The organism is Salinibacterium sp. AL4.1, from assembly GCF_059767305.1.
In genome coordinates, this window is sequence record NZ_JBSOQK010000001.1 from 1672591 (window position 1) to 1695398 (window position 22808).

The 22808-nt window shown below is 59.7% G+C and carries 24 protein-coding genes and 1 pseudogene; 8 read left to right on the plus strand and 17 right to left on the minus strand.

Features of this window, described 5'->3' with window-relative positions; translation table 11 throughout:
• Positions 1 to 11: 11 nt before the first annotated feature.
• On the plus strand, positions 12 to 407 hold the full coding sequence (locus ACWTV3_RS08090) for a phage holin family protein (protein WP_100387813.1): 396 nt from the start codon (positions 12 to 14) through the stop codon (positions 405 to 407).
• On the opposite strand, the gene ACWTV3_RS08095 is transcribed toward ACWTV3_RS08090, so the two are convergent.
• A complete protein-coding gene (locus ACWTV3_RS08095) occupies positions 404 to 1831 on the minus strand; it encodes a hypothetical protein (protein ID WP_498477681.1) in 1428 nt (475 codons plus the stop codon). The two genes, ACWTV3_RS08090 and ACWTV3_RS08095, sit on opposite strands and share 4 nt — an antisense overlap.
• Positions 1821 to 2081, minus strand: coding sequence for a hypothetical protein (locus ACWTV3_RS08100; protein WP_498477682.1), 261 nt, complete (start codon positions 2079 to 2081; stop codon positions 1821 to 1823). Before ACWTV3_RS08100 ends, ACWTV3_RS08095 begins: the two co-directional genes overlap by 11 nt.
• Positions 2082 to 2206: 125 nt before the next feature.
• Between ACWTV3_RS08100 and ACWTV3_RS08105 the strand changes: the two genes are divergently transcribed.
• Together ACWTV3_RS08105 and purB are read left to right on the plus strand one after the other, a co-directional pair.
• A complete protein-coding gene (locus ACWTV3_RS08105; protein WP_498477684.1) occupies positions 2207 to 2737 on the plus strand; it encodes a low molecular weight protein-tyrosine-phosphatase in 531 nt (176 codons plus the stop codon).
• Between the two features lie 8 nt (positions 2738 to 2745).
• Complete coding sequence (purB, locus tag ACWTV3_RS08110) at positions 2746 to 4137, plus strand: adenylosuccinate lyase (protein ID WP_498477685.1); 1392 nt, start codon at positions 2746 to 2748, stop codon at positions 4135 to 4137.
• Between the two features lie 113 nt (positions 4138 to 4250).
• Here the strand turns inward: purB and ACWTV3_RS08115 are convergent, their stop codons facing one another.
• From ACWTV3_RS08115 to ACWTV3_RS08180, 14 genes and pseudogenes are all read right to left on the minus strand, one after another.
• Positions 4251 to 4613, minus strand: a complete 363-nt coding sequence (locus tag ACWTV3_RS08115) for a hypothetical protein (protein ID WP_498477686.1) — start codon at positions 4611 to 4613, stop codon at positions 4251 to 4253.
• Complete coding sequence (locus tag ACWTV3_RS08120) at positions 4613 to 5038, minus strand: hypothetical protein (protein ID WP_498477687.1); 426 nt, start codon at positions 5036 to 5038, stop codon at positions 4613 to 4615. The genes ACWTV3_RS08115 and ACWTV3_RS08120 overlap by 1 nt, the downstream gene beginning before the upstream one ends.
• 113 nt (positions 5039 to 5151) lie before the next feature.
• Complete coding sequence (locus ACWTV3_RS08125) at positions 5152 to 5907, minus strand: iron ABC transporter ATP-binding protein (RefSeq protein WP_486176171.1); 756 nt, start codon at positions 5905 to 5907, stop codon at positions 5152 to 5154.
• Entirely contained in the window at positions 5904 to 6944 is a 1041-nt protein-coding gene (locus ACWTV3_RS08130; RefSeq protein ID WP_498477955.1) for an iron chelate uptake ABC transporter family permease subunit, read from the minus strand. Before ACWTV3_RS08130 ends, ACWTV3_RS08125 begins: the two co-directional genes overlap by 4 nt.
• 4 nt (positions 6945 to 6948) lie before the next feature.
• Positions 6949 to 7935, minus strand: a complete 987-nt coding sequence (locus ACWTV3_RS08135; protein ID WP_498477689.1) for an ABC transporter permease — start codon at positions 7933 to 7935, stop codon at positions 6949 to 6951.
• Positions 7936 to 8030: 95 nt separating this feature from the next.
• Positions 8031 to 9014 carry a siderophore ABC transporter substrate-binding protein gene (locus tag ACWTV3_RS08140; RefSeq protein WP_498477691.1) on the minus strand — a complete coding sequence of 328 codons (984 nt, stop codon included), beginning with the start codon at positions 9012 to 9014 and terminating at the stop codon, positions 8031 to 8033.
• A 200-nt stretch (positions 9015 to 9214) separates the two neighbouring features.
• Positions 9215 to 9460: an FXYD domain-containing ion transport regulator gene (locus ACWTV3_RS08145; RefSeq protein WP_100387801.1), complete on the minus strand. Its 246-nt coding sequence runs from the start codon at positions 9458 to 9460 to the stop codon at positions 9215 to 9217.
• Positions 9457 to 10104 carry a DUF308 domain-containing protein gene (locus ACWTV3_RS08150; protein WP_498477692.1) on the minus strand — a complete coding sequence of 216 codons (648 nt, stop codon included), beginning with the start codon at positions 10102 to 10104 and terminating at the stop codon, positions 9457 to 9459. Before ACWTV3_RS08150 ends, ACWTV3_RS08145 begins: the two co-directional genes overlap by 4 nt.
• A gap of 72 nt (positions 10105 to 10176) precedes the next feature.
• A complete protein-coding gene (gene dnaB / locus ACWTV3_RS08155) occupies positions 10177 to 11565 on the minus strand; it encodes a replicative DNA helicase (protein ID WP_339618552.1) in 1389 nt (462 codons plus the stop codon).
• Between the two features lie 396 nt (positions 11566 to 11961).
• Positions 11962 to 12414 carry a 50S ribosomal protein L9 gene (rplI, locus tag ACWTV3_RS08160; protein WP_100387798.1) on the minus strand — a complete coding sequence of 151 codons (453 nt, stop codon included), beginning with the start codon at positions 12412 to 12414 and terminating at the stop codon, positions 11962 to 11964.
• A gap of 12 nt (positions 12415 to 12426) precedes the next feature.
• Positions 12427 to 12690 (minus strand): 30S ribosomal protein S18, encoded by a 264-nt coding sequence (gene rpsR, locus ACWTV3_RS08165; protein WP_009773575.1) that lies wholly within the window; start codon positions 12688 to 12690, stop codon positions 12427 to 12429.
• 42 nt (positions 12691 to 12732) lie between these two features.
• Positions 12733 to 13242 (minus strand): single-stranded DNA-binding protein, encoded by a 510-nt coding sequence (locus tag ACWTV3_RS08170; protein WP_100387797.1) that lies wholly within the window; start codon positions 13240 to 13242, stop codon positions 12733 to 12735.
• Between the two features lie 104 nt (positions 13243 to 13346).
• Positions 13347 to 13688, minus strand: a pseudogene (gene rpsF, locus ACWTV3_RS08175) (30S ribosomal protein S6); the annotation flags it as partial.
• A 157-nt stretch (positions 13689 to 13845) separates the two neighbouring features.
• On the minus strand, positions 13846 to 15285 hold the full coding sequence (locus tag ACWTV3_RS08180) for a CCA tRNA nucleotidyltransferase (protein WP_498477694.1): 1440 nt from the start codon (positions 15283 to 15285) through the stop codon (positions 13846 to 13848).
• A 124-nt stretch (positions 15286 to 15409) separates the two neighbouring features.
• Between ACWTV3_RS08180 and ACWTV3_RS08185 the strand changes: the two genes are divergently transcribed.
• From ACWTV3_RS08185 to trxA, 4 genes are all read left to right on the plus strand, one after another.
• Positions 15410 to 17086: a DUF6049 family protein gene (locus tag ACWTV3_RS08185; RefSeq protein ID WP_498477695.1), complete on the plus strand. Its 1677-nt coding sequence runs from the start codon at positions 15410 to 15412 to the stop codon at positions 17084 to 17086.
• Positions 17079 to 18767, plus strand: coding sequence for a murein biosynthesis integral membrane protein MurJ (gene murJ / locus ACWTV3_RS08190; protein WP_498477696.1), 1689 nt, complete (start codon positions 17079 to 17081; stop codon positions 18765 to 18767). The genes ACWTV3_RS08185 and murJ overlap by 8 nt, the downstream gene beginning before the upstream one ends.
• Before the next feature lie 181 nt (positions 18768 to 18948).
• On the plus strand, positions 18949 to 19935 hold the full coding sequence (trxB, locus tag ACWTV3_RS08195; protein WP_100387792.1) for a thioredoxin-disulfide reductase: 987 nt from the start codon (positions 18949 to 18951) through the stop codon (positions 19933 to 19935).
• A gap of 27 nt (positions 19936 to 19962) precedes the next feature.
• The gene (gene trxA / locus ACWTV3_RS08200) at positions 19963 to 20289 is read left to right on the plus strand and encodes a thioredoxin (protein WP_100387791.1); all 327 of its coding nucleotides are present in this window, start codon (positions 19963 to 19965) and stop codon (positions 20287 to 20289) included.
• A 33-nt stretch (positions 20290 to 20322) separates the two neighbouring features.
• On the opposite strand, the gene ACWTV3_RS08205 is transcribed toward trxA, so the two are convergent.
• On the minus strand, positions 20323 to 21267 hold the full coding sequence (locus tag ACWTV3_RS08205; RefSeq protein ID WP_498477697.1) for an oxidoreductase: 945 nt from the start codon (positions 21265 to 21267) through the stop codon (positions 20323 to 20325).
• Positions 21268 to 21502: 235 nt separating this feature from the next.
• Between ACWTV3_RS08205 and ACWTV3_RS08210 the strand changes: the two genes are divergently transcribed.
• Positions 21503 to 22807 carry an aminotransferase-like domain-containing protein gene (locus ACWTV3_RS08210; RefSeq protein WP_498477698.1) on the plus strand — a complete coding sequence of 435 codons (1305 nt, stop codon included), beginning with the start codon at positions 21503 to 21505 and terminating at the stop codon, positions 22805 to 22807.
• The last annotated feature ends 1 nt before the right edge of the window (position 22808 follow it).

Sequence of the window (22808 nt, forward strand, 5' to 3'; positions counted from 1 at the left end):
ATAGTTGATGCATGAGAATCATCGTGCGCTTGCTGATCAACGCTCTTGCTTTGTGGCTTACGACGGTGGTTGTCGCCGGGGTTGAGATTGTTCCTTTCTCCCCTGGGGGAACCCTTGAGGTCGTGCTGACCTTCTTGCTCGTCGCCGCCGTCTTCGGAATCGTCAATGGAGTGCTCGGCAACCTCATTCGAATCGTTGCCTTCCCGCTGTATGTTCTGACCCTTGGCCTGCTCGCTCTCGTGGTGAATGGTCTTCTCCTTCTGCTGACGAGCTGGATCTCGAGCCTGTTCGGCTTCGGACTCGTCGTCAATGGATTCTGGTGGGGCGTACTCGGCGCTCTCGTGCTCGGTCTTATCAGCTGGTTCATCGGCATCTTGGTTCGCCCGATCGTCGGCAAGAACCGCTAGGGCTGCACCCGCTCGAACTCGTAACTCGTCACCGTCGTCGAGGCATCGTCGTAAGTCTTCGGCGTAATGCGTGCGATCGCCGCCTGAAGTTCATCGCTGCCGTCGATATCCATGAGTTGAGCCGTGTCACGGTATTCACTCAATTGATGTGCGGGAGCAAGAACCCCCTCGGGTAACTGTCTTCCTCCGAAGGCTTCGCGGGTCACAATCGTTGCGTGCTGGTTGTCTTGGGAGCCGCCTGCAGCGGGAACGATGTCATCCTCATGCTCGACAAGTACGGCATTCACTCCGGCCGGAATAGGAATCTGGCCGGTGTTTCCACCGAACGTCAGAACTCCCGTGACGTTGTAGTCGCCGGTCGCCGCGATCATCGCGGCAACGGCACCACCCTGCGAGTAACCGTTGAGCATCACCTCGCTTTCGGCCGTGATCCCAGCCTCCTCCATCGCCATCAGCACGGCCTTCATCGCCGCCGCCTCCTGACCGGCAGCGAGGTTGACGTTGCTTGAACCATCAAAAGGCTGCGCGGAGTCTCCAAATGCGAAGTCCACAGTGCCGCCGATGTAGACCTCGAAGGTGTCTTCCTCTCCGGGGCGCGAGGTCTTTTCGACGCGCACTTGGAAGGGACTCTCTTCGGTGTGCTGAGGAATTCGCTCGGCCCGCTCGTCGACGGTCTGTGCTGGCTTCACTGGTGTCGTGTCGGTTCTACTCACGAGCGCTACGGGAGTTTCGGCCATCATCCCCGCCACTCCTGCCAAGCGTCCGACGCCCGCCGCTGATGACGACAACCCAATCAGTCCTGCAGCGCTCAGCAACGCCACGAGCGACGGCGGTAACCCGCTTGCCCCGGCAACAATCTCGTCGACATTCATCACGCCCAAGCGCACCGTCTGCACGAAGAGTGGGTCAGAAATCAGGGCGTTGAGCCCCGCCATGAGCTCCTTATCGGCCAGCAACTCTGCGGGTTGGCGCCCTGTCACCAACGCTGCCGCTGTGAAGCCGAACAGTATCGGCAAGCCAACAAGGCTGGCCCCCCAAACCAGAAGGTGTTTCGGGAACAAGAATCCGAACAGCGCAGCGGCTTCGGCGGTGAACTTCCGGCTCAGCCCCTCGGCAATGGCCTCCGCCATGCCGTAGCTTTCCGCGGCAAATCGCACCAAGCTGCTCAGCCTCTCCGCGCGCTGCGCGAGCGACTGAAGCTCAGCGAACGCGCAATCGAGATCGTTCTCCGCGAGTGCGGCAGCGGTGGGGATGCCCAACGTCACGAGCTGATTCGTCGTGAGCCGAGCATCCACCATCGAAACCGCGCCCGCGATGTCTCGCGACATACTCGCAGCGCGGTGTAGCGCACTCGCGCTGATGAGCATTTCAGTGGTGGCGACGGAGACACTGCCGCCTCCCGAGATGGTGAGACTATCCGACATAGGAACCCATCTGACTGGCGGCCATCACGGTTCGATTTTCCGCAGCCTCGATCAACCTGCGAACGCAGGCAAGGTCGCTATGCAACTCTCCAACCCCGGCATCGAAAAGCTGCTGAGCAGGTCCGCGCCAGTCAATGCTGGCGTCGGGTAAGAGGCTCGTCACATAGGTCAGTCGTTCGAGAATCATGCGGAGTTGTTGCGCTTGAAAGTCGAGGGCATCGAGAGCCATCGCATTGGGGGGAGTCGTCATTTCCTACCTTTCGAGAAGACAACTCTCGCTAAACAGCGCTCCACAACACGGTGACCACCAGCTTTCGGTTGAGAGAATCCAGCACCCACCGCTGTTGAGGAGGTGAAACTGCGACACAATGAGGCATGACCTTCGAGCGAGTACTCTCTGACTCGACTACGTTCCGAATCTGTTTCGTGTGCACCGGAAACATCTGCCGGTCACCGATGGCGGAAGCAGTTTTCCGAGACCTCGTCGCTCAGGCCGGTCTCGAGAACCACATCGCCGTCACGTCAGCAGGAACTGGCGATTGGCATGTGGGTGAAGCTGCCGACGATCGCACCATTAACGCCCTTGCAGCACGCGGCTACAATGGTTCTGGGCATCGCGCCCGCCAGTTCGACCCCGAATGGTTTGACAAGTTCGACCTCATTGTCGCGTTCGATCGAGGACAGGAACGAATTCTGCGCACGTGGGCACCCAACGATCAAGACCGGTCGAAAGTGCAGCCCATGTTGAGCTTTGACAGCGAACTCGCTCCGCTCATTGACGTGCCAGACCCCTACTATTCGGATGCCGCACTTTTTGATCATGTCCTCGGCATGATTGAGCAGGCTTGCGGCTCACTATTTCGTCAGATCACGCCAGGTATCTCGGCATCCACCGCAAACAACTAGGGAGCCCCATGAGCCCGTTGCCCGTTCAACCACTGAGCCCCCTCGATGGCCGCTACCGTCCCGCCGTTTCGGCCCTGGGCGAGCACCTCTCCGAGGCTGGCCTCAACCGGGCCCGCGTGCACGTTGAAGTCGAATGGCTGATTTTCCTCACGAGCAAGAGCCTGTTCGGTTCGAGCCCAATGAGCGCCGACCAGGTCACCGCCCTGCGCGCCTTCGCCACCGATTTTGGCCAAGAGCAGATCGATGAACTCGCTCGCCTCGAAGCCACCACCCGCCACGACGTCAAGGCCGTCGAGTATCTGGTGCGCGCCAAGCTCGACGAGCTAGGCCTCAGCGCGATCGCTGAACTCACTCACTTCGCCGCCACGAGCGAAGACATCAACAACCTCTCTTACGCGCTCACCATCTCGGATGCCGTACGCGAAGTCTGGCTGCCCAAGTTCCGTACCGTGATCGATGCCCTTCGCGCGCAGTCCGAGCTCATGCGCGACAACGCGATGCTCGCTCACACCCACGGTCAGCCGGCGACGCCGACCACCATGGGCAAAGAGTTCGCGGTCTTCGTATACCGTCTCGACCGCATCCTGACTCGCATTGAAGGCATCAGCTACCTCGGCAAGTTCAGCGGTGCAACTGGCACGTTTGCCGCTCACCTCGCTGCAGACCCCGAGCAGAACTGGCCAGCCCTCTCGAAGGAGTTCGTGGAGTCCCTCGGGCTCGACTGGAACCCGCTGACCACGCAAATCGAATCGCACGACTGGCAAGTGGAGCTGTACCAGGCCACGAGCCACGCCAACCGCGTGCTGCACAACCTCTGCACCGACGTGTGGTCGTACATTTCGATGGGCTACTTCCGCCAGATTCCGCAAGCGGGCGCGACCGGCTCGTCGACGATGCCGCACAAGATCAACCCGATCCGCTTCGAGAACGCTGAAGCCAACCTCGAGCTCTCGAGTGCTCTTCTTGAGTCGCTCGCTCAGACTCTCGTTACTTCACGACTTCAGCGTGACCTCACCGACTCCACGACGCAGCGCAACGTGGGTGTCGCATACGGTCACTCGCTGCTCGCTCTCGACAACATCGAGCGCGGCCTCAAGGAGATCGCCCTTGACCCGGTGGCTCTCGACGCTGATCTCGACAGCAACTGGGAGATCCTCGGCGAGGCCATCCAGACGGTCATTCGCGCCGAGGTCACTGCCGGTCGCAGCACGATCAGCGACCCCTACGCCATCCTCAAGGAACTCACGCGCGGCAAGCGCATCAACTCCGTCGACCTCACCGAGTTCATCTCAGGGCTCGACATCGGTGCCGATGCCAAAGCCCGCTTGCAGGCGCTCACGCCGGCGACCTATGTCGGCCTTGCGAGCTCGCTCGTCGACTACCTGGGCGACACCAAGTAGTTCACGCTCTATAGAAGGCCGGCCTCTTCGTGAGGCCGGCCTTTAGTGTTTCCGCCCGTGATCACTCTGTTCGACAGGTGCGATTGGGTCGTATTATTCAGGCGGTGGATGCCCTACGGTGCATCGGGCTCCTCTGAAAAGTACGGACCAAAGTCACTCAATCGGTACTGCACGCCCTTGAACGTGCAGCGGTTGTAACCGTCGCCCCTGCGCATGCCAAGCCCGTACGGTCTCCACGCGAGAACCGCTTCAATCGCGAGGAGAACTACCGGATCACGGTCTTGCGCAGAATCAAAGTAGACCGGGCTCAGGCCCATCTTGAGCTGCCCTATCGGACTAGTGCCGAAGGCTCCAAGCTCAATGTTGTACCAAGGGTCAGGTTTGTCGAGATCCTGCTCGATGTCGCCTACATGGCGCCAGGTGTTTCCCCTGGCAGAGTCCGTCATCTTCGTATCTGACTCACTCAGCTGAAACATCAGCGCCCCTCATCGTCAAAGTACGAACCAAAGTCACTCAATCGGTACTGCACGCCCTTGAACGTGCAGCGGTTGTAACCGTCGCCGCGACGCATCCCGAGCCCATGGGGCTCCCAAGCGAGAACCGCTTCAATCGCAAGAAGAACTACCGGATCACGGTCTTTCGCAGAATCAAAGTAGACCGGGCTCAGGCCCATCTCGAGCTGACCTATCGGGCTAGTGCCGAAAGCTCCGATTTCTATGTTGTACCAAGGCTCGGATTCACCCCGCTGCTGCTCTACGCGATACTCATAGGGAACCTCCACCCCGTCGACGGTGATCGCAACGATGGTCACCAAGCCTTGCTCTATCCGACCCACCACCCGCCAGCTGAGCCCCCGCTCGGAATCTGTCATTTCCGTCGATGAACCGTTCGTCTGGAACATAGGAACCCCTTATCGTCGTTGCAGGCGATGAATACTCACGACATTACCTGCAGGGGTGCGGCCCCTTGGGACGGGACGGCCGCCGGGGCTAACGATGTCGTCGTGAGGCAGCGTTAGTAGTACACAGCGAGCGCACCGTTGGGGCCGTCGATGACGTGAACGGGTGTGTCAAAGATTCGGGTGAGCACGTCATCGGTCAAAATCTCAGCGGGCGTTCCGAATTCGGTGACTTGGCCGTCTTTGACGGCGCAAATATGGTCAGCGTAGTGCCCCGCAAAGTTGATGTCGTGGAGCACGATGATGATGGTGCGGCCGAGTTCTTGCGCGGCGCGCTTGAGGTGGCGCATCATCTGGACAGAATGCTTCATGTCGAGGTTGTTGAGGGGCTCATCGAGCAGCACGTATTCGGTGTCTTGCGCGAGCACCATGGCAACGTAGGCGCGCTGGCGTTGTCCGCCTGAGAGCTCGTCAAGATAGCGGTCTTGCAGGCCTTCAAGGTTCAGAAAGGTGATGGAGTTGTTGATTGCCACCTCATCCGCTTCGGTCAGTCGACCTTGCGAATACGGGAAGCGGCTGAACCCCACGAGCTGACGCACCGTGAGGCGGGCGATGAAATGGTTCTCTTGCCGCAGGATCGCGATGATCTTGGCGAGGTCTTTCGACTTAGTCTTCGCGACGTCGTAGCCCGCGACTTCGATGTGGCCGGAGTCAATCCCGAGCAAGCGACCGATCATGGTTAGCAGCGTGGATTTGCCCGCACCGTTCGGGCCCACCAGCGCCGTAATGCCGCCCTCGGGAATCGTGAGGTCGACGGGGCCAATGGTGATTTCGTGGCCGTAGCTTTTGCCCACATTGTTCAGGGTGATCACAGTCGTCCCTTTCTCAGAATGACGATGAGGAAGACGGTTCCTCCGACAAGTTCAACAATGATCGACACCACTCCTTGCGCGTAAAACAGGTTCTTCATTACGAAATACGCGCCACCCAAGACCACGAACCCGGCCAACACCGCGATCGGGAAGATGCGGCGATGGTCGTAGGTGTCCGCGAATTGGTAGGCGAGCGTCGCGACCAGAAACCCAAAGAAGGTCATCGGGCCGACGAGCGACGTCGAGACAGCCATCAGAATCGAGACGAAGAACAGCACGCGCATGATCTCGAACCGGTAGCTGATTCCCAAGTTCGTGGCGGTGTCAGAACCCAGCGCAATGATGTTGAGGCGGCGGCCTTGCGAGAGCAGCACGGTGCCGGCCACCAGGCACAGCACGAGCGAGATGGGCAGGTAGCTGGCATCCGCATTCGAAATGGAGCCGAACAGGCGGGCCGTCAGGATGTCGAACTCACTGGGCGTGAGCAGGCGCTGCATGAACGTCGACACTGCTCCCAGCCCGCCGCCGATGACGATGCCCACGAGCAGCATGATCTGCAGGTTGCCGTACTTTCCCGTGAGTAACCAGCCGTACAGCAGCAGCGAAAGCCCCACCATCAGCGCGATCTGAAGCAAGAATTGGGGGAGACCCTGTAGGGCGACGATGCCGCTGATGCCGAGGAAATACACCGAAGAGGTTTGAACGGCCACGTACAGCGATTCGAAACCCATGATGGATGGCGTGAGAATCCGGTTGTTCGTTACGGTCTGAAAACTCACGGTTGCAATCGCCTGACAGAAGGCCACGACCGCAATCACGATCACGTTGGTGGCGCGCAGTTCAGCGATGAGCCAGAAGCCGTCGGTGCCCACCGGCATTGGGTTGTCCCACGCCAACAGGCCGACGGCGATCGAGACAGCCGCCACGCTCAGGATGCTGAGGAGTATCCAGTAGCGGCGTCGTGCCTTGACCGTGGGGAATGGGCCAGTCACGCCGGGCGCCCCGACTGCAATAGTCGGCTTCTCTTCAGCATGCACGGCGCTATGCACGGCGGCGCTGCTTCAACAGGAGGGCAATGAAGACGATCGCGCCCACAACACCCAAGATGAGCGAGACGGGAACTTCGAACGGCATGATGATCGTGCGACCGACGATGTCGCACACCGTCACGATCGCGATGCCCAGTAAACACACCCAGGGTAGGTTGCTGCGCAGATCGTCGCCACGGAACATCGACACGATGTTGGGAACGATCAGGCCCAAGAACGGCAGATTGCCCACGACAACGGTCACGACTCCGGTCGCGATTGCGATGAGCGCGGTGCCGATGAGCAAAATCTGGTTGTAGTTCACGCCGACATTGGTTGCGATGTCTTGGCCGAGCCCCGCGACGGTGAGCCGATCGGCGAAAAAGAAGATTGCAACGACCACGAGCGCAACGATCCAGAGGAGCTCGTACTGCCCGCGCATCACCGAGGTGAAGCTACCGGCGAACCACACGGAAAGGCTCTGAAGCATGTCCGTCGAGAGAGCGATGTAGGTGGAGATGGCACCGACCACCGAGCCGAGCATGATGCCGACGATCGGCACGATCAATGAGGAACGCAGCGTGACGCGGCGCAAGAAGAGGAAGAAGATTCCGGTGCCAATGAACGCGGCTACAACCGCACCGCTCATGCGGGCGAGGATGCTGGCTCCCGGAAAGAGGATCATGACGGTGAGCAGTCCAAGGCCAGCCCACTCGGTGGTGCCCGTCGTGGTCGGTTCCACGAAACGGTTTTGCGTCAGCAGCTGCATTACCAAGCCGCTCATCGCCATCGCGGCGCCCGCGAGCACTAGGGCAATCGTTCGCGGAACGCGCGTGATGGCGAACATTCTTTGGCCGTCATCCGCCCCGAAAATGTCGTAAACACCCGTGAAGAGGGAGGCGATCAGCAGCAGCACAACACCCACCGTCGCGAGCAGGAGTTTCCAGTCGAAGAGGGTGGTCGTGTTAGCGGGCCGCCGTCGGGCCAGTGTTGACGTCATCCGTGAGTGAGGGTTTCTGATTGAAGGCCAGAACCGTTCGGTGCTGAAGTTCGCCCGGGGGGGGCACGCTTCAGCACCGAACGGCGTGAGTAACGCTAGTTCTTGGCTTCTAGCGCGTCAGCGAGAGCGTTGAAGAACTCGGTGTAGGTCTGGATGCCTTCGTTCGTGTAGGTGTCGGCCGGCATGTATACGAGGTTGCTTTCCTTCACCGCGGTGACGCCCGAGAGCGCTTCGGAGTTCTCAAGAACTTCGCTGCCCTGCACGTAGGTGGGGTCGTCGGCGAGAATCGCGGCGTCGCGGTCCATAACGAGAATCCAGTCGGGGTTGGAGTCAGCGATTGCCTCTACCGAGATGTCGTCACCCTGGTGGTCTTCGCTGCTGTCATCGACATCCAGTGCCGCGGTGAAGTCGAAGATGTCAAAGAGCGGGCCGAGGGTACGACCGACGGTCGGAGCCGCGTATCCGATCTCTCCACCGGAGGTGATGACAGCCATCACGGAGTCTTCGCTGTTGTACGCCGCGTTCACGCGCTCGATAGCGGCATCGAAGTCAGCATTCAGCTGTTCGGCCTCTGCTTGCTTGCCGAAGATCTCACCCAGAACGGTGGTCTGGCGCTTGAGTTCGGCGTCAAAGGGCTCACCCTCGCGCGGGTCGAGGTTAACGACCACGGCGTCAGGCACGAGCTTGGCGAGGTCGTCGTGGTACGGCGCAAACCGCTGCCCGTTGATGATGACGTCGGGCTGGACGGCAACGACAGCTTCGAGGTCAGGCTCATTGTGATTACCGAGATCGATGATCGAGTCGTCTTCGGTGTAGGCAATCGTGCTGGGCATCAGGGCGACAGCAGCGGCACTGAGTTCGATTCCCCAGTCTGAGAGAGTTTCGAACGTGCGGTTATCGGTGGCCACGACCGAGGTAAGCGGCGTCATCAGCGTGTGGCTGCCATTGTTGTCCTCAAACTGAACGGATGCTTCTGCACCGTCTGAATCTGCAGCTTCAGGCGCCGCGGTGCTGCAGGCAGCAAGCGCGAGAGCCAGTACTCCGACGAGCACTCCGTGCCGAGTTCGTGAAAAGTTCATGATGTCCTTAGTTATTTCGGATGACCGAAAGCGGTCGGGCGTAAAAACGCAACACCCGCTGCAGCGAGTGTTGCTTAGGTAAGCCTAACCTTAATAAAGACGGGGAGTCAAAGAGCTTCGGGCGAAATTCTGAACCCCGGGCGCGCCGCAATTACGCCGCGCAGAACTACCCCTCGGCAGCGAGCTAGAACGGGAAGGAGCTAGTGCCCGGCTTCGCGATCCTGTTCGTCGAGATCGAGAAGTTCATTCTTGTCGGGGCGCACCGCGAGCGTGAGCATTGCGATAACGACCAGCGACACGATGAAGGCAACACCGGCGAAGATGAGGCCAAGCATCAGGTCGCGGGTAGCCATGAAAACCACCAGTCCCGTAAACAGCCCGAAAACTGCGGAGAGGCCGAGCATCTCTGCGGGGCGCGTGCGGTCACGCTTGTCTGGGGTAGTCACTGGTCCTCTTTCTCTTGCACGGCTGAAGTAACAGCATCATGATCGGTTGTGCTCCACTTGAGAGAGAGTGCAGCAATCACTAGGTACACACCAAGGATGGCCCAATAGGCTCCGAGAAGCCCGACTACCACGATGGATGCCGTGAGTTCACGGTCGATTCCATCCGGCCCCGTAAAGGGTTGGCTGAATCCCGGCGGCACGAGCAGCACCACGAGGGCGAGCAGCGCGGTGAGGCTACCGACGAAAACCCAGTCGCGCGATGATGCGTCGCGGCCGCGGCTGCGCAGCCCGAGGTAAAGCTCAATGAATCCGGTGATCGCGGCGAACGCGGTCAACAGGAAGACAAAATAGGCTTGCCCGCCGTTCGATGCAATGAACGCGGCGATGGCGGTAGCGATCGAAAGGACGCCCTGGGTAATCGTGAGGTTGCGCCCGATTCCACGGTGCGTGGAGAGCACGCTTGCGGTCAACAGCACGGCGCCGACGATAAGCGTGTAACTGGCCAGCGTGACAAGCCCGAGGCGCGACGAATGGTCAGCCGAGAACGTGATGACAACAGCGAGAATCAGCGCAGGGATGGCGCGGGCTAAGGGCACGTACCACGCAGTAGATGCAGGCAGCGGCTCGGTGTGAGCACTAGTCAAGCGATCGCCTTCTTTCTGAACAAGCGGGTGCTTCTAGTCTAGGCCGCTTGCAACGATCTCTTACCCTGGTGCTTAGGAGCCGGGCGGGAGGTCGACGAAGCGCGAGAAGTGACCGTGGAAGCCCACGGTGACGGTGCGTGTCGGTCCGTTACGGTGCTTGGCAATGATCAGGTCAGCTTCACCGGCGCGAGGGCTGTCTGCTTCGTAGGCGCTTTCACGGTGCAGCAGGATCACCATGTCAGCGTCTTGCTCCAGCGAGCCTGATTCACGAAGGTCGGAGAGCGCAGGCTTCTTGTCGGCTCGCTGCTCAGGACCACGGTTCAGCTGAGAGATAGCAATAACGGGAACTTCGAGTTCCTTGGCGAGAAGCTTGAGAGCACGCGAGAACTCGCTGACCTCTTGCTGACGTGATTCGACTTTCTTACCGCTCGTCATGAGCTGCAGGTAGTCGATGATGACCATGCGCAGGCCGACCTTTTGCTTGAGTCGACGGCACTTGGCGCGGATCTCAACCAGGGTCATGTTGGGGCTGTCGTCGATATAGAGCGGTGCATCGTTGATACGACCACGGGTCTGAGCGATCGTGGTCCAGTCGTTGGCGTGCACCGAGCCCTTACGCATGTGCTGCAGAGGAACGCTGGCTTCTGCCGACAACAAACGCATAGCGATTTCGCTTCGACCCATTTCGAGCGAAAACACAATCGAGGGCAGATCGTGATGGATGGATGCTGCGCGAGCAAAGTCCAAACCAAGAGTCGACTTACCAATAGCGGGTCGCGCGGCCAGAATGATCAACTGACCGGGGTGTAGACCGTTGGTGAGTTCATCGAGCTCAGCGAAGCCGGTGGGAACACCGATCATCTGGCCGTCGCGGCCGCGCGCTGCTTCGATTTCGTCGATAGCGCTTTCGACGGCCATCGTGAGGGGTACGTAGTCTTCGGTTTCCACGCCGCCGGTAACCGAGTAGATCTCGGCCTGGGCGTTGTTGACGAGGTCGAGCACTTCGCCCTCGCTGGCGTAACCCATCTGAACGATGCGGGTTCCCGCCTCCACGAGACGACGCAGTACAGCTTTCTCCGTAACGATGGTCGCGTAGAAGCCGGCGTTAGCCGCGGTAGGAACAAGTCCTGTCAGCGTGTGGAGGTACTCGACTCCACCCGCGCGGGAAAGTTCACCCGTTTTGGTGAGTTCGTCGGTGACGGCAATGACGTCGGTCGGTTCACCGTGAGAGTAGAGGGTGAGTACCGCGTTGAAGATCGTTTCGTGCTTGGGGACATAGAAGTCCACTCCGCGCACGGTCTCGATGACGTCGGCTACGGCATCCTTGCTCAGGAGCATTCCACCGATAGCGCTCTGTTCAGCGAGAAGGTCGTGGGGAGGAACGCGATCTCCTCGCGAGCCACCGCGAGATTCGCCGGATTGGCGATCGTCGCCAGCAAGGCCTAGATGCGCAATCGACATAGTTTTCCTCCTAGTGGGGCAGCCCTAGTTATACGGGCAACCCCCGACACTCGGGCTAGCTTCAGAGCGAGTCCCGCTTCAAGGCTGCTTCACCTTACGAACCAGAATCAACTACCCACAACTGGGGCTGTGGATAACGTTGTGCACAACTCCGGCGAAACGCCGGGGACCGTGTGAACAAGCTGTGGAAACTCCTGTGGAAACAACAGTGGGTAATCACTAAAATTATCCCCTGACCAGCACTTTTACTTTTCACACACAGTGTGTAGAAACATACCTAAAGTCACGCTTGAGGGTTCCGCATTTTTCCAAATCCTGTGTACAAAACCCTTGACAACGGGCCTTAAAACACAAGGACGACGAGCCAAACGGCCCGTCGTCCTTGTTCTAAAACAGTTACTTGCTAGCAACCACCTGAAGGGTGATCGTGGCAACGATGTCGTCACGCAGACGGATCGTAGCTTCGTGATCTCCAACAATCTTGATTGCCGAGGTGATCTCGATCTTGCGCTTGTCGATGTCGCCAAGTCCTGCAGCGGCAACAGCATCCGCTACGTGTGCGGGCTTGACCGAACCGAACAAACGTCCACCCTGACCAGCGGTCACGGTGAGCTTGACCTTGGTCGCCTGGAGGCGAGCCTTGAGGTCCTGCGCTTCTTCGAGAGTGGCGTGCTCGCGCGAGGCGCGTGCTGCCTTGATGGATTCAACCTGCTTTTCGCCACCGCGAGTCCACGCCACGGCGAAGCCCTGGGGGATGAGGTAGTTACGAGCGAACCCGTTCTTTACGTCTACAACGTCGCCAGGCGCGCCGAGACCGGTCACTTCGTGAGTGAGGATGAGCTTTGACATGTCGGTGGCTCCTTAACGGCCTGCGCCGGCGTAGGGCAGCAATGCCATCTCACGAGCGTTCTTGACGGCCGTGGCGATGAGACGCTGCTCCTGAACGGAAACACCGGTGATACGACGGGCGCGGATCTTTCCACGCTCGGAGATGAATTTACGAAGCGTTGCGACATCCTTGTAGTCGATGACGCCTACGCGGATCGACTTGGCGGGTGCGGCGTTCTTGCCGTCCTTGCCTTTGCGGATGGGCTTGCGGCGGTCGCCGCTGCTCTTTCCTGCCATGAGTGTTACTTCTTTCTGTATTTAAGACTGAGCGCCGAGGGCCTAGAAAGGCGTCTCGTCGGAGTAGTTGCCAGGGGTGTTCCACACGTCGCCCGAGGATGCTGCAGGAGCGCTAGCTGCCCACGGCTCTTCGTTTGACTGGCCGCCGCCGTTGTTCTGCTGAACTCCACGAGGAGCTGAGCTGTCACGGGGGGCGCGGGTGATCTGCGTCGTCGCGTAGCGGAGGCTGGGACCGATCTCGTCGATCTCCAGTTCCATGCTCGTGCGCTTTTCGCCCTCTTTGGTTTCGTAGGAACGCTGACGAAGGCGACCCTGCGCAACAACGCGGGTTCCCTTAGTCAGTGAGCTGGCAACGTGCTCGGCGAATTCACGCCAGCAGGAAGCGCGGAGGAATAGTGCTTCTCCGTCTTTCCACTCGTTGGATGCTCGATCGAAGGTGCGCGGCGTAGAGGCAATGGTGAAGTTAGCTACGGCAAGTCCACCCTGCGTGTAACGCAGTTCGGGATCTGCCGTGAGGTTTCCCACGACCGTAATGACTGTTTCGCCGGCCACGGTTACTTAGCTTCCGCTTCAGCCTTGGCGTCAGCAGCAGGAGCCGCGGGAGCCTTAGTTTCAGCAGCGGGAGCAGCAGGAGCCTTAGCGTCTGCAGCAGGAGTCTTTGCCGGAGCAGCAGCCTTGCGAGCAGCCTTCTCTTCAGCAACCTTCTTGGCAGCAGCTACCTGGGCGAACCCAGCTTCTGCACGCAGCACCTTGGTGCGCATGACAGCTTCGCTGAGTGAGAGTTGGCGGTCGAGCTCGTCAGTCGACGCGCTCTCTGCGGTGAAGTTAACGACGGCGTAGATGCCTTCGGTCTTCTTGTTGATCTCGTAGGCCAAACGACGGCGACCCCAAATATCGATGTTATCGATGGTGCCACCGTCATTGCGGATGACATTGAGGAACTTGTCGAGACTGGGAGCCACGGTACGTTCGTCGATCTCTGGATCGAGGATAACCATGAGTTCGTACTGATGCGTCACAAACCCACCTCCTTCGGACTTAAACGGTTACAGACGGTCTGTAACAGGAGGGTGTTGACGTTCATCCGACCGCACGAAAGCAGTCAGACAACCTGCCTAGTGTAGTTGTTACGCGGGGCAATACTCAAGGTGGAGATTAAAGCGACGCTCGAGAGCGCTCGGCCCACCACATCCGCAAGCGCTTTTCCGCTTCGTCAGCGCCGAGCGGCCCTTCATCAAGGCGCAACTCGAGCAAAAACTTGTAGGCCTCTCCCACCTCACGACTGGGCTTGAGGTCCAAGATCGCCATGATCTCTTCGCCATCGAGGTCAGGGCGCACTGCGGCAATGCCCTCCGCCTCGGCGATCGCGGCGATGCGGTCTTCGAGGTCGTCGTAAGCAAACGCCAATCGGTCGGCCTTGCGCACGTTGCGCGTGGTTACATCCGCCCGGGTAATGATGTGCAGGCGCTCGAGCTGATCGCCGGCATCCCGAACATAGCGACGTACTGCCGAGTCAGTCCACGCGCCCTCGGTATAGCCAAAGAAGCGCAAGTGCAGCTCAACCAGGCGCGCTACCGAGTTAACAGTCTCTTTGTCGAAGCGCAGAGCCCGTAGGCGCTTCGTCGCGAGCTTGGCGCCCACCACATCGTGGTGGTGGAAGGTCACCACTCCACCGCGCTCGATCTTACGAGTGGATGGCTTGCCAATGTCGTGCAGCAGGGCCGCCATGCGCAGGATGAGGTCGGGGCCCTCAATACCGGGCCGACTCTTCTCCAGGTCGATCGCCTGACGCAACACTGTCAAAGAGTGCTCGTAGACGTCCTTATGGTGAGCGTGCTCATCCATTTCAAGCTTCAGGGCAGGAATCTCGGGGAGAACCTGCTCGGCAAGCCCCGTCTCCACCATGAGGCGGATGCCCGGAACCGGGTCATCCGTTTTCAAGAGTTTCGTCAACTCATCGCTCACGCGCTCAACACTCACGATGTCGAGGCGCGGAGCGAGCTCCGTCATCGCCGCCACCGTCGCCGGGTCAACCGTGAAACCAAGCTGCGATGTAAAGCGCGCAGCCCGCATCATCCGCAGCGGGTCATCACCAAACGACACTTCGGGGGAGCCCGGCGTAGTGATCGTTTTAGTAAGAAGGTGCTCCACTCCTCCCCAGGGATCAACGAGAACGCGTTCCGGTAAGCGCAATGCCATCGCATTGACGCTGAAGTCGCGGCGCTCAAGATCTTTCTCCAGCGAGTCGCCAAAAGCTACGACCGGCTTGCGGGTTTCGCCGTCGTAGCTATCCGCACGATACGTCGTGATCTCTACGGTCTCGCCATCGATACGTGCAGCGATAGTTCCAAAGTCACGACCGATGTCCCACTGGGCATCCGAGATGGGCTTCACCAACCGCATGATGTCGTCAGGGTTAGCATTCGTGGCGAAATCAAGGTCGGTGACCTTACGGCCCAGGAACGCATCCCGAACGGGTCCGCCCACAAGCGCGAGTTCGAAACCCTCGGCAGCGAATCGCGCCGCTAGGGTGGCTACTGGCTTAGAGTCGGCAAGTTTGTCGAGACTCTTAATCGCGTGGGCAACACTCTCCATGGTGCGACTAGTTTTGCACGGACATCGGGTGAAGTTTGCTCGGTTAACATCAAAGCACCCACCACTCAGGCAAGGACGAATAAACTCACATCATGCTGGCCGAGCGAGAGTACGGGGTTTCCCCTTGCCTATAAGAGTCTTTAGCGCCGCCATCGCGCTCGGTCTCGGGCTTACGCTCGCCGCGAGCGGAGCCAGTGCCGCACCCGTCGTCAGCGAAGTTTCGGCGGTTACCACGGCGTCCGCGGAGACCAACGTCGCCGTTATGGCGCCGATGACGGTGCCCGCAGGTAATGGCGGCATCCTTGATGCGGAGACCCTCGCCGAGTACACCGCGCCCCTCGGGTTGCTCACTCGTCAATTGGATGCCGTGGCCGGTAAGCCCGTTGCTATCGCTATTGATCCGATGATTTTGGCCTCCATTCGCGTGCTCGGCACGAGTGCTCCCGAGTCAGCTCGTTCTTGGTTGGAGCGCCTCTCGCTCATCAGCAACGACGTTGTTCCACTGCCCTATGCGCATGCTGATGTCACGCTCGCTACTCAGAGTGGTCTCGAGTCGACTCCCGACCCTATTTCTTTCGACTTCGCGCTCGATGCGGCGAATTTCGACGAGGCCGAAACGGATGCCGCTGAGCCTGCTCCGACCGCCACTGCTGATCCTCTGGATGACGCCGTAACCATGATCACCGGTTACCCCACCACCGAGCAGCTTCTCGGCTGGGACTACGCAATCGACGGTTTTCTTCGCCCACGCACAGACACTGTCATCGCGAGTGACCTCACCGCCTTCACCGAGAGTGGCTTCAGCACTGTCGTGTTGTCGTCTACGAATGTTTCACGAACAACAGGAGCTGGTGCCGTAACCACCATCGACGGTGTCACGGCGCTCATCTCCGACGCCACCGCATCCGCCGCAATGGACAACGCCCTCGGTTCTACTCTCGACCGCGACGTCACCGCCGCAGATACTGCCCTCAGTCAGGCTGTATTAGATGCTGGCGCAGCTCAGACGGCGGGCACGGCATCCGTTCTCATTGCCATCGATCACTCGCTCGAAGTGAGCTCCGCGCGTCTCGATGCTGCACTCGCCACCCTCACGGCAAGCCCCTCCATCACGATGATCTCCCTAACGGAGCTGGCTAGCGGAACACCAACGGCAGCCACAATCGCGGACATGCCGCAGTCCGAATCACGTATCGGTGATGTCACTCGCTTGTTCGATGCGGCCCAAGCCGAACGATCCTTCTTCTCTATTGCTGAAGACCCCGACGCGCTCGCAGCCGAACGTCGCCTCGCTCTATTAGACGTCTTGGGCACTATGCCCACGGAGGACCCTTCTGGCTGGCTCACTCAAGTGAACCGTTTTCTGGTGGATTCCCGTGACCTGCGCGACGCGGTGACCGTGGTGGAAGCCAGCAACTTCCTGCTCGTCGCTGACAACGGCTACCTGCCTATCTCCGTGAGCAACGACCTCAACCAAGCTGTCACCGTCTACATCACGGTTGATCCTCGCACGGGGCTCCTCGCGGTGGGAGACGAGCTTGTTGAACTCCGCATCGAGGCGAACTCCCAAGCCAAAGGTGAGATCCCCGTTCAATCGCTCTCCAACGGTGTCGTGGATGTCGAGATCAGCCTGACCAGCAGCAACGGCACAACCATCGGCTCCACCACGGTGAGCGAGATCAATGTGCAAGCCGGGTGGGAGACACCTATTGTGCTCTCGTTCGCCGCGATAGTCGTCGTGATCTTTGCTGTCGGCCTTGTGCGCAGCATTGTTCGCCGCAGAAAGCCAGAAGATGACTAATCAGCCCGGTCCCGAAGCCGAGCCCGAACCCGGCGTGCCCTCCGCCTCGCTGGGGCTACCTGACCACAAGGAATCATCCATTGGTCGCGCAAGCGCTCTCTTGGCTTCGGGCACCTTTGTGTCGCGCATCCTAGGTTTCCTCAGCGCACTTCTCCTTGCTCGCACGCTCGGAGTCATCGGATCAGGCGCTGACGCGTACGCGATCGCGAATCAACTGCCCAAGAGTGTTTATGCGATTGTGGCCGGGGGAATGCTGAGCGCGGTCATCGTGCCTCAAATCGTGCGCGCTGCCGTGCACAAAGACGGTGGCCAGAAGTTCATCAACCGCCTCGTCACTCTCGGCATCGTCATCTTTGTCGCGGTAACGATCGCAGCGACGTTGAGCGCTCCGCTCTTGGTCGACCTTTATACGCAGACCAGCGCAAAATTTGGGACCGACGAGGTCGCTCTTGCTACAGCGTTCGCGTACTGGTGCCTCCCTCAAATCTTGTTCTACGCGCTGTACTCACTCCTCGGCGAGGTGCTGAACGCCCGTGGTAAGTTCGGGCCCTTCACCTGGGCTCCGGTGGCAAACAACGTGGTCATGGTCACCGGCCTCATCGTTTTCCAGTTCATTTTCGGCAGTGCCGACGGCCTGCCGTCTACAGACTGGACTCCGGAAATGATCGCCGTGCTTGCTGGCAGTGCCACTCTCGGCATTGCGGTGCAGGCAAGTCTTCTGGCGTATTTCTGGCACCGCGCCGGCTTGCGCTACCGCCCGGAGTTTCAGTGGCGCGGCGTTGGTCTCGGTAACGCCGGCAAGGCGGCCGCGTGGACCTTTGGCATGATCCTGGTTACCCAGATTGGGGCCGTCGTGGAGACCAACGTGGCCTCCTTAGCGTCGGGTAGTCCCTCGGTGTTCGCCATGGGCACCGCGTGGCTGATCTTCATGCTTCCGCACTCGGTCATCGCCGTGTCGATCGGAATGGCCTACTTCACCCGAATGAGTGGCCACGCGAGAGACAAAGACCTCGTCGCTATGCGCACCGATGTCTCGGGTGCCCTGCGCTCCATCCTGATCCTTCTGGTGTTCGCTGCGATCGGCCTCATCGTCATCGCCTTCCCGTTCAGCGCTCTGTTTGGCAATGACCACGAGCAAGTGGTGTCGCTTGCCGGTGTGCTCATGATCTATCTGATCGGCCTTGTGCCTTTCAGCATGATGTACGTGCTGCAGCGCGTGTTCTACTCGTTCGAAGACACCCGCACTCCGTTCTTTCTGCAGAGCTTCCAGGTGGTGCTCTACATTTGCGGTGCGCTGTTTGTCTCCACGCTCCCCGTGGAGCAGATTGCGATGGGCCTGGCGACGTCGATTTCGATCTCTGGCACTATCCAGACCACCGTGGCGCTGTTCGTCATTCGCAAGCGCGTCCCTGGCTTCGAGATCCTTCCGCTGCTGCGCCGCATCCTCTGGTTCGCTGCAGCCATGATTCCCGCCGCTGGCGCCGGCTACGGCATCCTGCAACTGCTGGGCGGATTTGGCGAGGACTCCTTTGTCGTGTCCGGCTTCTTTGGCGGTTTCGCTTCCATCGCCATTACGGGTACAGCAATGCTCGCCGTGTACGCAGGCGTTCTGGCTCTCACCAAGAACGATGAGTTCTTTGCCTTCGTTCGCCCGATCATGGCGAGACTCGTTCGTCGTTAAACGGGCCCGCAAACGGCGCCGCTCCGCGTCGCGTCACGCGTCCTCGTAGCGAACGAAAGCCAACCAAAAGTGTCTCGGCTACGAACATTCTGTAGCTAGCCCGCACGCCACAGCCGCTCGGAATACTCCGTAGCTAGGATGTGTTGAACCGGGTAATCACAATCCCAAGGAGACACGAAAAGTGCGCCAACTCATCATCATCGGATCCGGCCCGGCCGGCTACACCGCTGCGATCTATGCGGCGCGCGCAAACCTCGCGCCGCTGGTGATTGCTAGTTCAGTCGAGGCCGGTGGTGAACTCATGAAGACCACCGAGATCGAAAACTACCCCGGATTCGCCAATGGCATCCAGGGCCCTGACCTCATGCTCGAAATGCAGAAGCAGGCCGAACGCTTCGGCGCCGAGATCGTTCTCGACGACGTGACCGACCTTCAGCTCGAGGGCCAAGTCAAGAAGGTCACGCTTGGCAACGGCGACGTTCACGAAGCGCTCGCCGTCGTGTTCGCGACCGGTTCTGCCTACCGCAAGCTCGGCCTGGCTGACGAAGAACGTCTCAGTGGCTACGGAGTTTCCTGGTGCGCCACGTGCGACGGCTTCTTCTTCCGTCAGAAGACGATTGCGGTTGTCGGCGGGGGAGACTCGGCCATGGAAGAAGCAACCTTCCTCACTAAATTTGCCGAGAAGGTTTATGTGGTTCACCGCAAGGATGAGCTGCGTGCCTCCAAAGCGATGCAGGAGCGCGCTTTCAGCGATCCGAAGATCGAGTTCGTCTGGAACAAGGCTGTAACCGGCATCACCGGTTCCGACCTCGTGGACGGTATCGACCTCACGGACACCGTTGACGGTTCCACTTCTCACCTCGATGTCAGCGGTCTTTTCATTGCTATCGGCGCCGACCCCCGCACGCACCTCGTGCACGGTCAGCTCGACATCAACGCTGACGGAACAGTGGCCGTGGATGGTCGCTCCTCTCGCACCAACATCACCGGAGTTTTCGCAGCCGGCGATGTTATCGACCCGACTTACCGTCAAGCAGTCACAGCCGCCGGTTCCGGCACTGTTGCTGCGCTCGATGCGGAGCACTACCTCGCATCACTGCCGCGCGAACTCGTCGCCAGCGCAGTACAGCCTCCAGAGCCCGCAGCGCCCGTCGCCGCCACCGTCTAATCGTTTCACCGAACAAAGGAACACAAAATGTCTTCAGCAACAGATGTAACCGACGCTAACTTTGAAGAGATCGTCATCAACTCAGGGGAGACCATCATGGTTGACTTCTGGGCTGAGTGGTGTGGCCCCTGTCGCCAGGTTGGCCCCATCCTCGATCAGATCGCTGCGGAAAACTCCGACAAGATCAAGATCGTCAAGCTCAACGTTGACGACAACCCGCAGATGGCCATGAAGTACCAGATCACCTCTATCCCCGCGATGAAGGTCTTCAAGGGTGGCGAGGTCGTCAAGACCGTTATCGGCGCCAAGCCGAAGCCTGCGATTGAAGCAGACCTCGCAGAGTTCCTGGCCTAAAGCTCAGACTCTGCCGAGAGCCTCCGGCATCCACTATTCGGTGGATGTACGGAGGCTTTCGTATTTAACGCCGGTCAAGCGTTCGGACTCGACCCAGAGTTTGCGGGCGTCGACCTCAGAGTGCGAGGCCGCGTTCGACTCGACCAGCACCGGGGCACCGCGGTATTCCTTGCGGCCACCGGGGCCGAAGTAATCGCCACCCTTCGCCTGCGGGTCTGTCGCAGCCCGCAACGACGGGCGAGCGCCTTGCTTGGGGGTCTGGATCCCTAGGAACACCAGCGGCTTCAACGGGCGCAAATACCAGCGGTTGAACAGGTGGTCGGCGAGCCCGGTGCCTGCGGTTCCCGGATGCGCGGCTACCGAAATCGCGTCGACACCGGCTGCCTCGAACTGGCGCTGCAGCTCGTAGGCGAACAGCAGGTTGGCGAGTTTGGAGCGGCCGTAAGCAGCTCGAGGAGTGTAGGAACCGTTCTGGAACATCAGATTGCCGAATTCCATGAAACCCCAGCGGTGGGCAACGCTCGACAGGCTCACGACGCGTGCGCCGGGGGTGGCTCGGATGAGGTCGAGCAGGTGCCCAGTGAGAGCGAAGTGACCTAGGTGGTTGGTGCCGAGCTGCGATTCGAATCCGTCGATCGTGAGCTGTGCATCCGTCATCATGATTCCGGCGTTGTTGATCAGCAGGTCAAGACGCGAATGTTTCCCGTGAAACATCTCGCTGAAGCGTCGCACCGATTCGAGATCAGCGAGATCGAGAAGCATTGTCTCAAGGGGCACGTCGCCCAGTTCTGCCCTCAGAGCAGCCACGGTCGATTCGGCCTTAGTCTCGCTGCGCATAGTCATCACGACATGGGCGCCAGCCCGCAGCAGCGCGCGGCTTGTCTCTAACCCGAGGCCCGAGTTCGCTCCCGTCACAATCGCAACTTTTCCGGAGAGGTCTCCGAGGTCGGCTTCGGTCCAGTCGGTGCGAGCGTTCATCGTCAGCTTTCGTAAAGAAATCGAGGGGTGAGACAGGGGAGGGGCAAAGGTAGTTTGCCGCTCTGCTCACTGTAGAACCGCGGAGTTTGTCAGCGAATTCCGCAGGTGATGCTGTGAAAGTTATTCGGAGCCGCGGCTGCCGTGGATTGTGGGCGCGTGCATCGAGATGAAGGCTCAGTTTCGGGTCAGAACCCTCAAACGCCTATTGTTTAAAGTCAACCGAACGGGACTACCCATGACAACACAGCCAAACAACCTCGACCAGTGGTTTGACCACTACGCCGATCGCGCCTCAGGACTCGCCGCCTCTGAAGTACGAGCGTTGTTTGCCGTAGCCTCGCGACCGGAAGTTGTCTCGCTTGCCGGCGGTATGCCGTACGTTTCTGCGCTGCCTCAAGATCTCGTTACAGAGTCGATCGACCGCGTCATGCGCGATCGTGGGCCTGCCGCTCTCCAGTACGGCTCAGGGCAGGGTCTCCCGGCCCTACGTGAGCAGATCCTCGACGTCATGGCACTCGAGGGCATCCGTGCCAGCGTCGACGATGTCGTTGTCACCACGGGCTCTCAGCACGCACTTGAGCTCGTCACAAAGCTTTTTATCAACCCCGGTGACGTCGTAATCGCCGAGGGGCCGAGCTACGTCACGGCCATGGTCGTGTTCAAGTCGTTTCAGGCTGAAATCACCCACGTTGAAATGGATGAGCACGGGCTCGTTCCCGATTCACTCCGGGCCCACATCGCCTCGGTGCGCGCCGCGGGCAAGACGATCAAATTCCTGTATACGGTTCCCACCTTCAGCAACCCTGCCGGCGTAACCTTGAGCTGGCAACGCCGTCTCGAAGTTCTCGAGATTGCGCGCGAAAACGGCATTCTCGTTCTCGAGGACAACCCTTATGGGCTCCTCTACTTCGATGGCCCTCCGCCCCACGCGATGCGTTCGGTCGAAGAAGACGGCGTCATCTACCTAGGCACGTTCTCCAAGACTCTTGCTCCAGGATTCCGCGTGGGTTGGGTCCTCGCACCTCACGCAATTAGAGAGAAACTCATTTTAGCAAATGAGGCTGCGGTGTTGTCGCCGAGCTCGTTCACCCAGAACATCATTAGCGAGTACATGAGCGTCGCCGATTGGAAGGGGCAGATCGATACCTTCCGCGGGGTCTACCGCGAACGTCGTGACGCCATGTTGGGCGCCCTCGGTGATTACCTCCCCGATCTTGAGTGGACAGTGCCCAACGGTGGGTTCTACATCTGGGTCACGCTGCCCGACAACCTTGATTCCAAGGCGATGTTGCCCCGTGCCGTGAAAGAACTAGTGGCCTACACTCCTGGCACCGCCTTCTTTGCGGATGGAAATGGACGCAGCAATATGCGGTTGTCGTTCTGCTATCCGACCCCCGATTTCATTCGCGAGGGCATTCGCCGGCTTTCTACTGTGATCAACGGTGAACTCGAGCTTCTCAACACCTTTTCGCAGACAGCTCCTTTGACGGTGTCGCCCCCCGCGCCATCGATGATCAACCCTCCAGCCAACCTCAGCTAGG

What these genes read in the sequence shown, in the direction of transcription:
- ACWTV3_RS08180 (WP_498477694.1), bottom strand. Translation starts at nt 15,285, where the DNA reads ATGGAGAGTGTTGCCCACGCGATTAAGAGTCTCGACAAACTTGCCGAC.
- rpsR (WP_009773575.1), bottom strand. Translation starts at nt 12,690, where the DNA reads ATGGCAGGAAAGAGCAGCGGCGACCGCCGCAAGCCCATCCGCAAAGGC.
- ACWTV3_RS08105 (WP_498477684.1), top strand. Translation starts at nt 2,207, where the DNA reads ATGACCTTCGAGCGAGTACTCTCTGACTCGACTACGTTCCGAATCTGT.
- trxA (WP_100387791.1), top strand. Translation starts at nt 19,963, where the DNA reads ATGTCTTCAGCAACAGATGTAACCGACGCTAACTTTGAAGAGATCGTC.
- ACWTV3_RS08120 (WP_498477687.1), bottom strand. Translation starts at nt 5,038, where the DNA reads ATGTTCCAGACGAACGGTTCATCGACGGAAATGACAGATTCCGAGCGG.
- ACWTV3_RS08090 (WP_100387813.1), top strand. Translation starts at nt 12, where the DNA reads ATGAGAATCATCGTGCGCTTGCTGATCAACGCTCTTGCTTTGTGGCTT.
- ACWTV3_RS08205 (WP_498477697.1), bottom strand. Translation starts at nt 21,267, where the DNA reads ATGAACGCTCGCACCGACTGGACCGAAGCCGACCTCGGAGACCTCTCC.
- ACWTV3_RS08095 (WP_498477681.1), bottom strand. Translation starts at nt 1,831, where the DNA reads ATGTCGGATAGTCTCACCATCTCGGGAGGCGGCAGTGTCTCCGTCGCC.
- ACWTV3_RS08100 (WP_498477682.1), bottom strand. Translation starts at nt 2,081, where the DNA reads ATGACGACTCCCCCCAATGCGATGGCTCTCGATGCCCTCGACTTTCAA.
- murJ (WP_498477696.1), top strand. Translation starts at nt 17,079, where the DNA reads ATGACTAATCAGCCCGGTCCCGAAGCCGAGCCCGAACCCGGCGTGCCC.
- purB (WP_498477685.1), top strand. Translation starts at nt 2,746, where the DNA reads ATGAGCCCGTTGCCCGTTCAACCACTGAGCCCCCTCGATGGCCGCTAC.
- rplI (WP_100387798.1), bottom strand. Translation starts at nt 12,414, where the DNA reads ATGTCAAAGCTCATCCTCACTCACGAAGTGACCGGTCTCGGCGCGCCT.
- ACWTV3_RS08115 (WP_498477686.1), bottom strand. Translation starts at nt 4,613, where the DNA reads ATGTTTCAGCTGAGTGAGTCAGATACGAAGATGACGGACTCTGCCAGG.
- ACWTV3_RS08140 (WP_498477691.1), bottom strand. Translation starts at nt 9,014, where the DNA reads ATGAACTTTTCACGAACTCGGCACGGAGTGCTCGTCGGAGTACTGGCT.
- ACWTV3_RS08210 (WP_498477698.1), top strand. Translation starts at nt 21,503, where the DNA reads ATGACAACACAGCCAAACAACCTCGACCAGTGGTTTGACCACTACGCC.
- ACWTV3_RS08135 (WP_498477689.1), bottom strand. Translation starts at nt 7,935, where the DNA reads ATGACGTCAACACTGGCCCGACGGCGGCCCGCTAACACGACCACCCTC.
- dnaB (WP_339618552.1), bottom strand. Translation starts at nt 11,565, where the DNA reads ATGTCGATTGCGCATCTAGGCCTTGCTGGCGACGATCGCCAATCCGGC.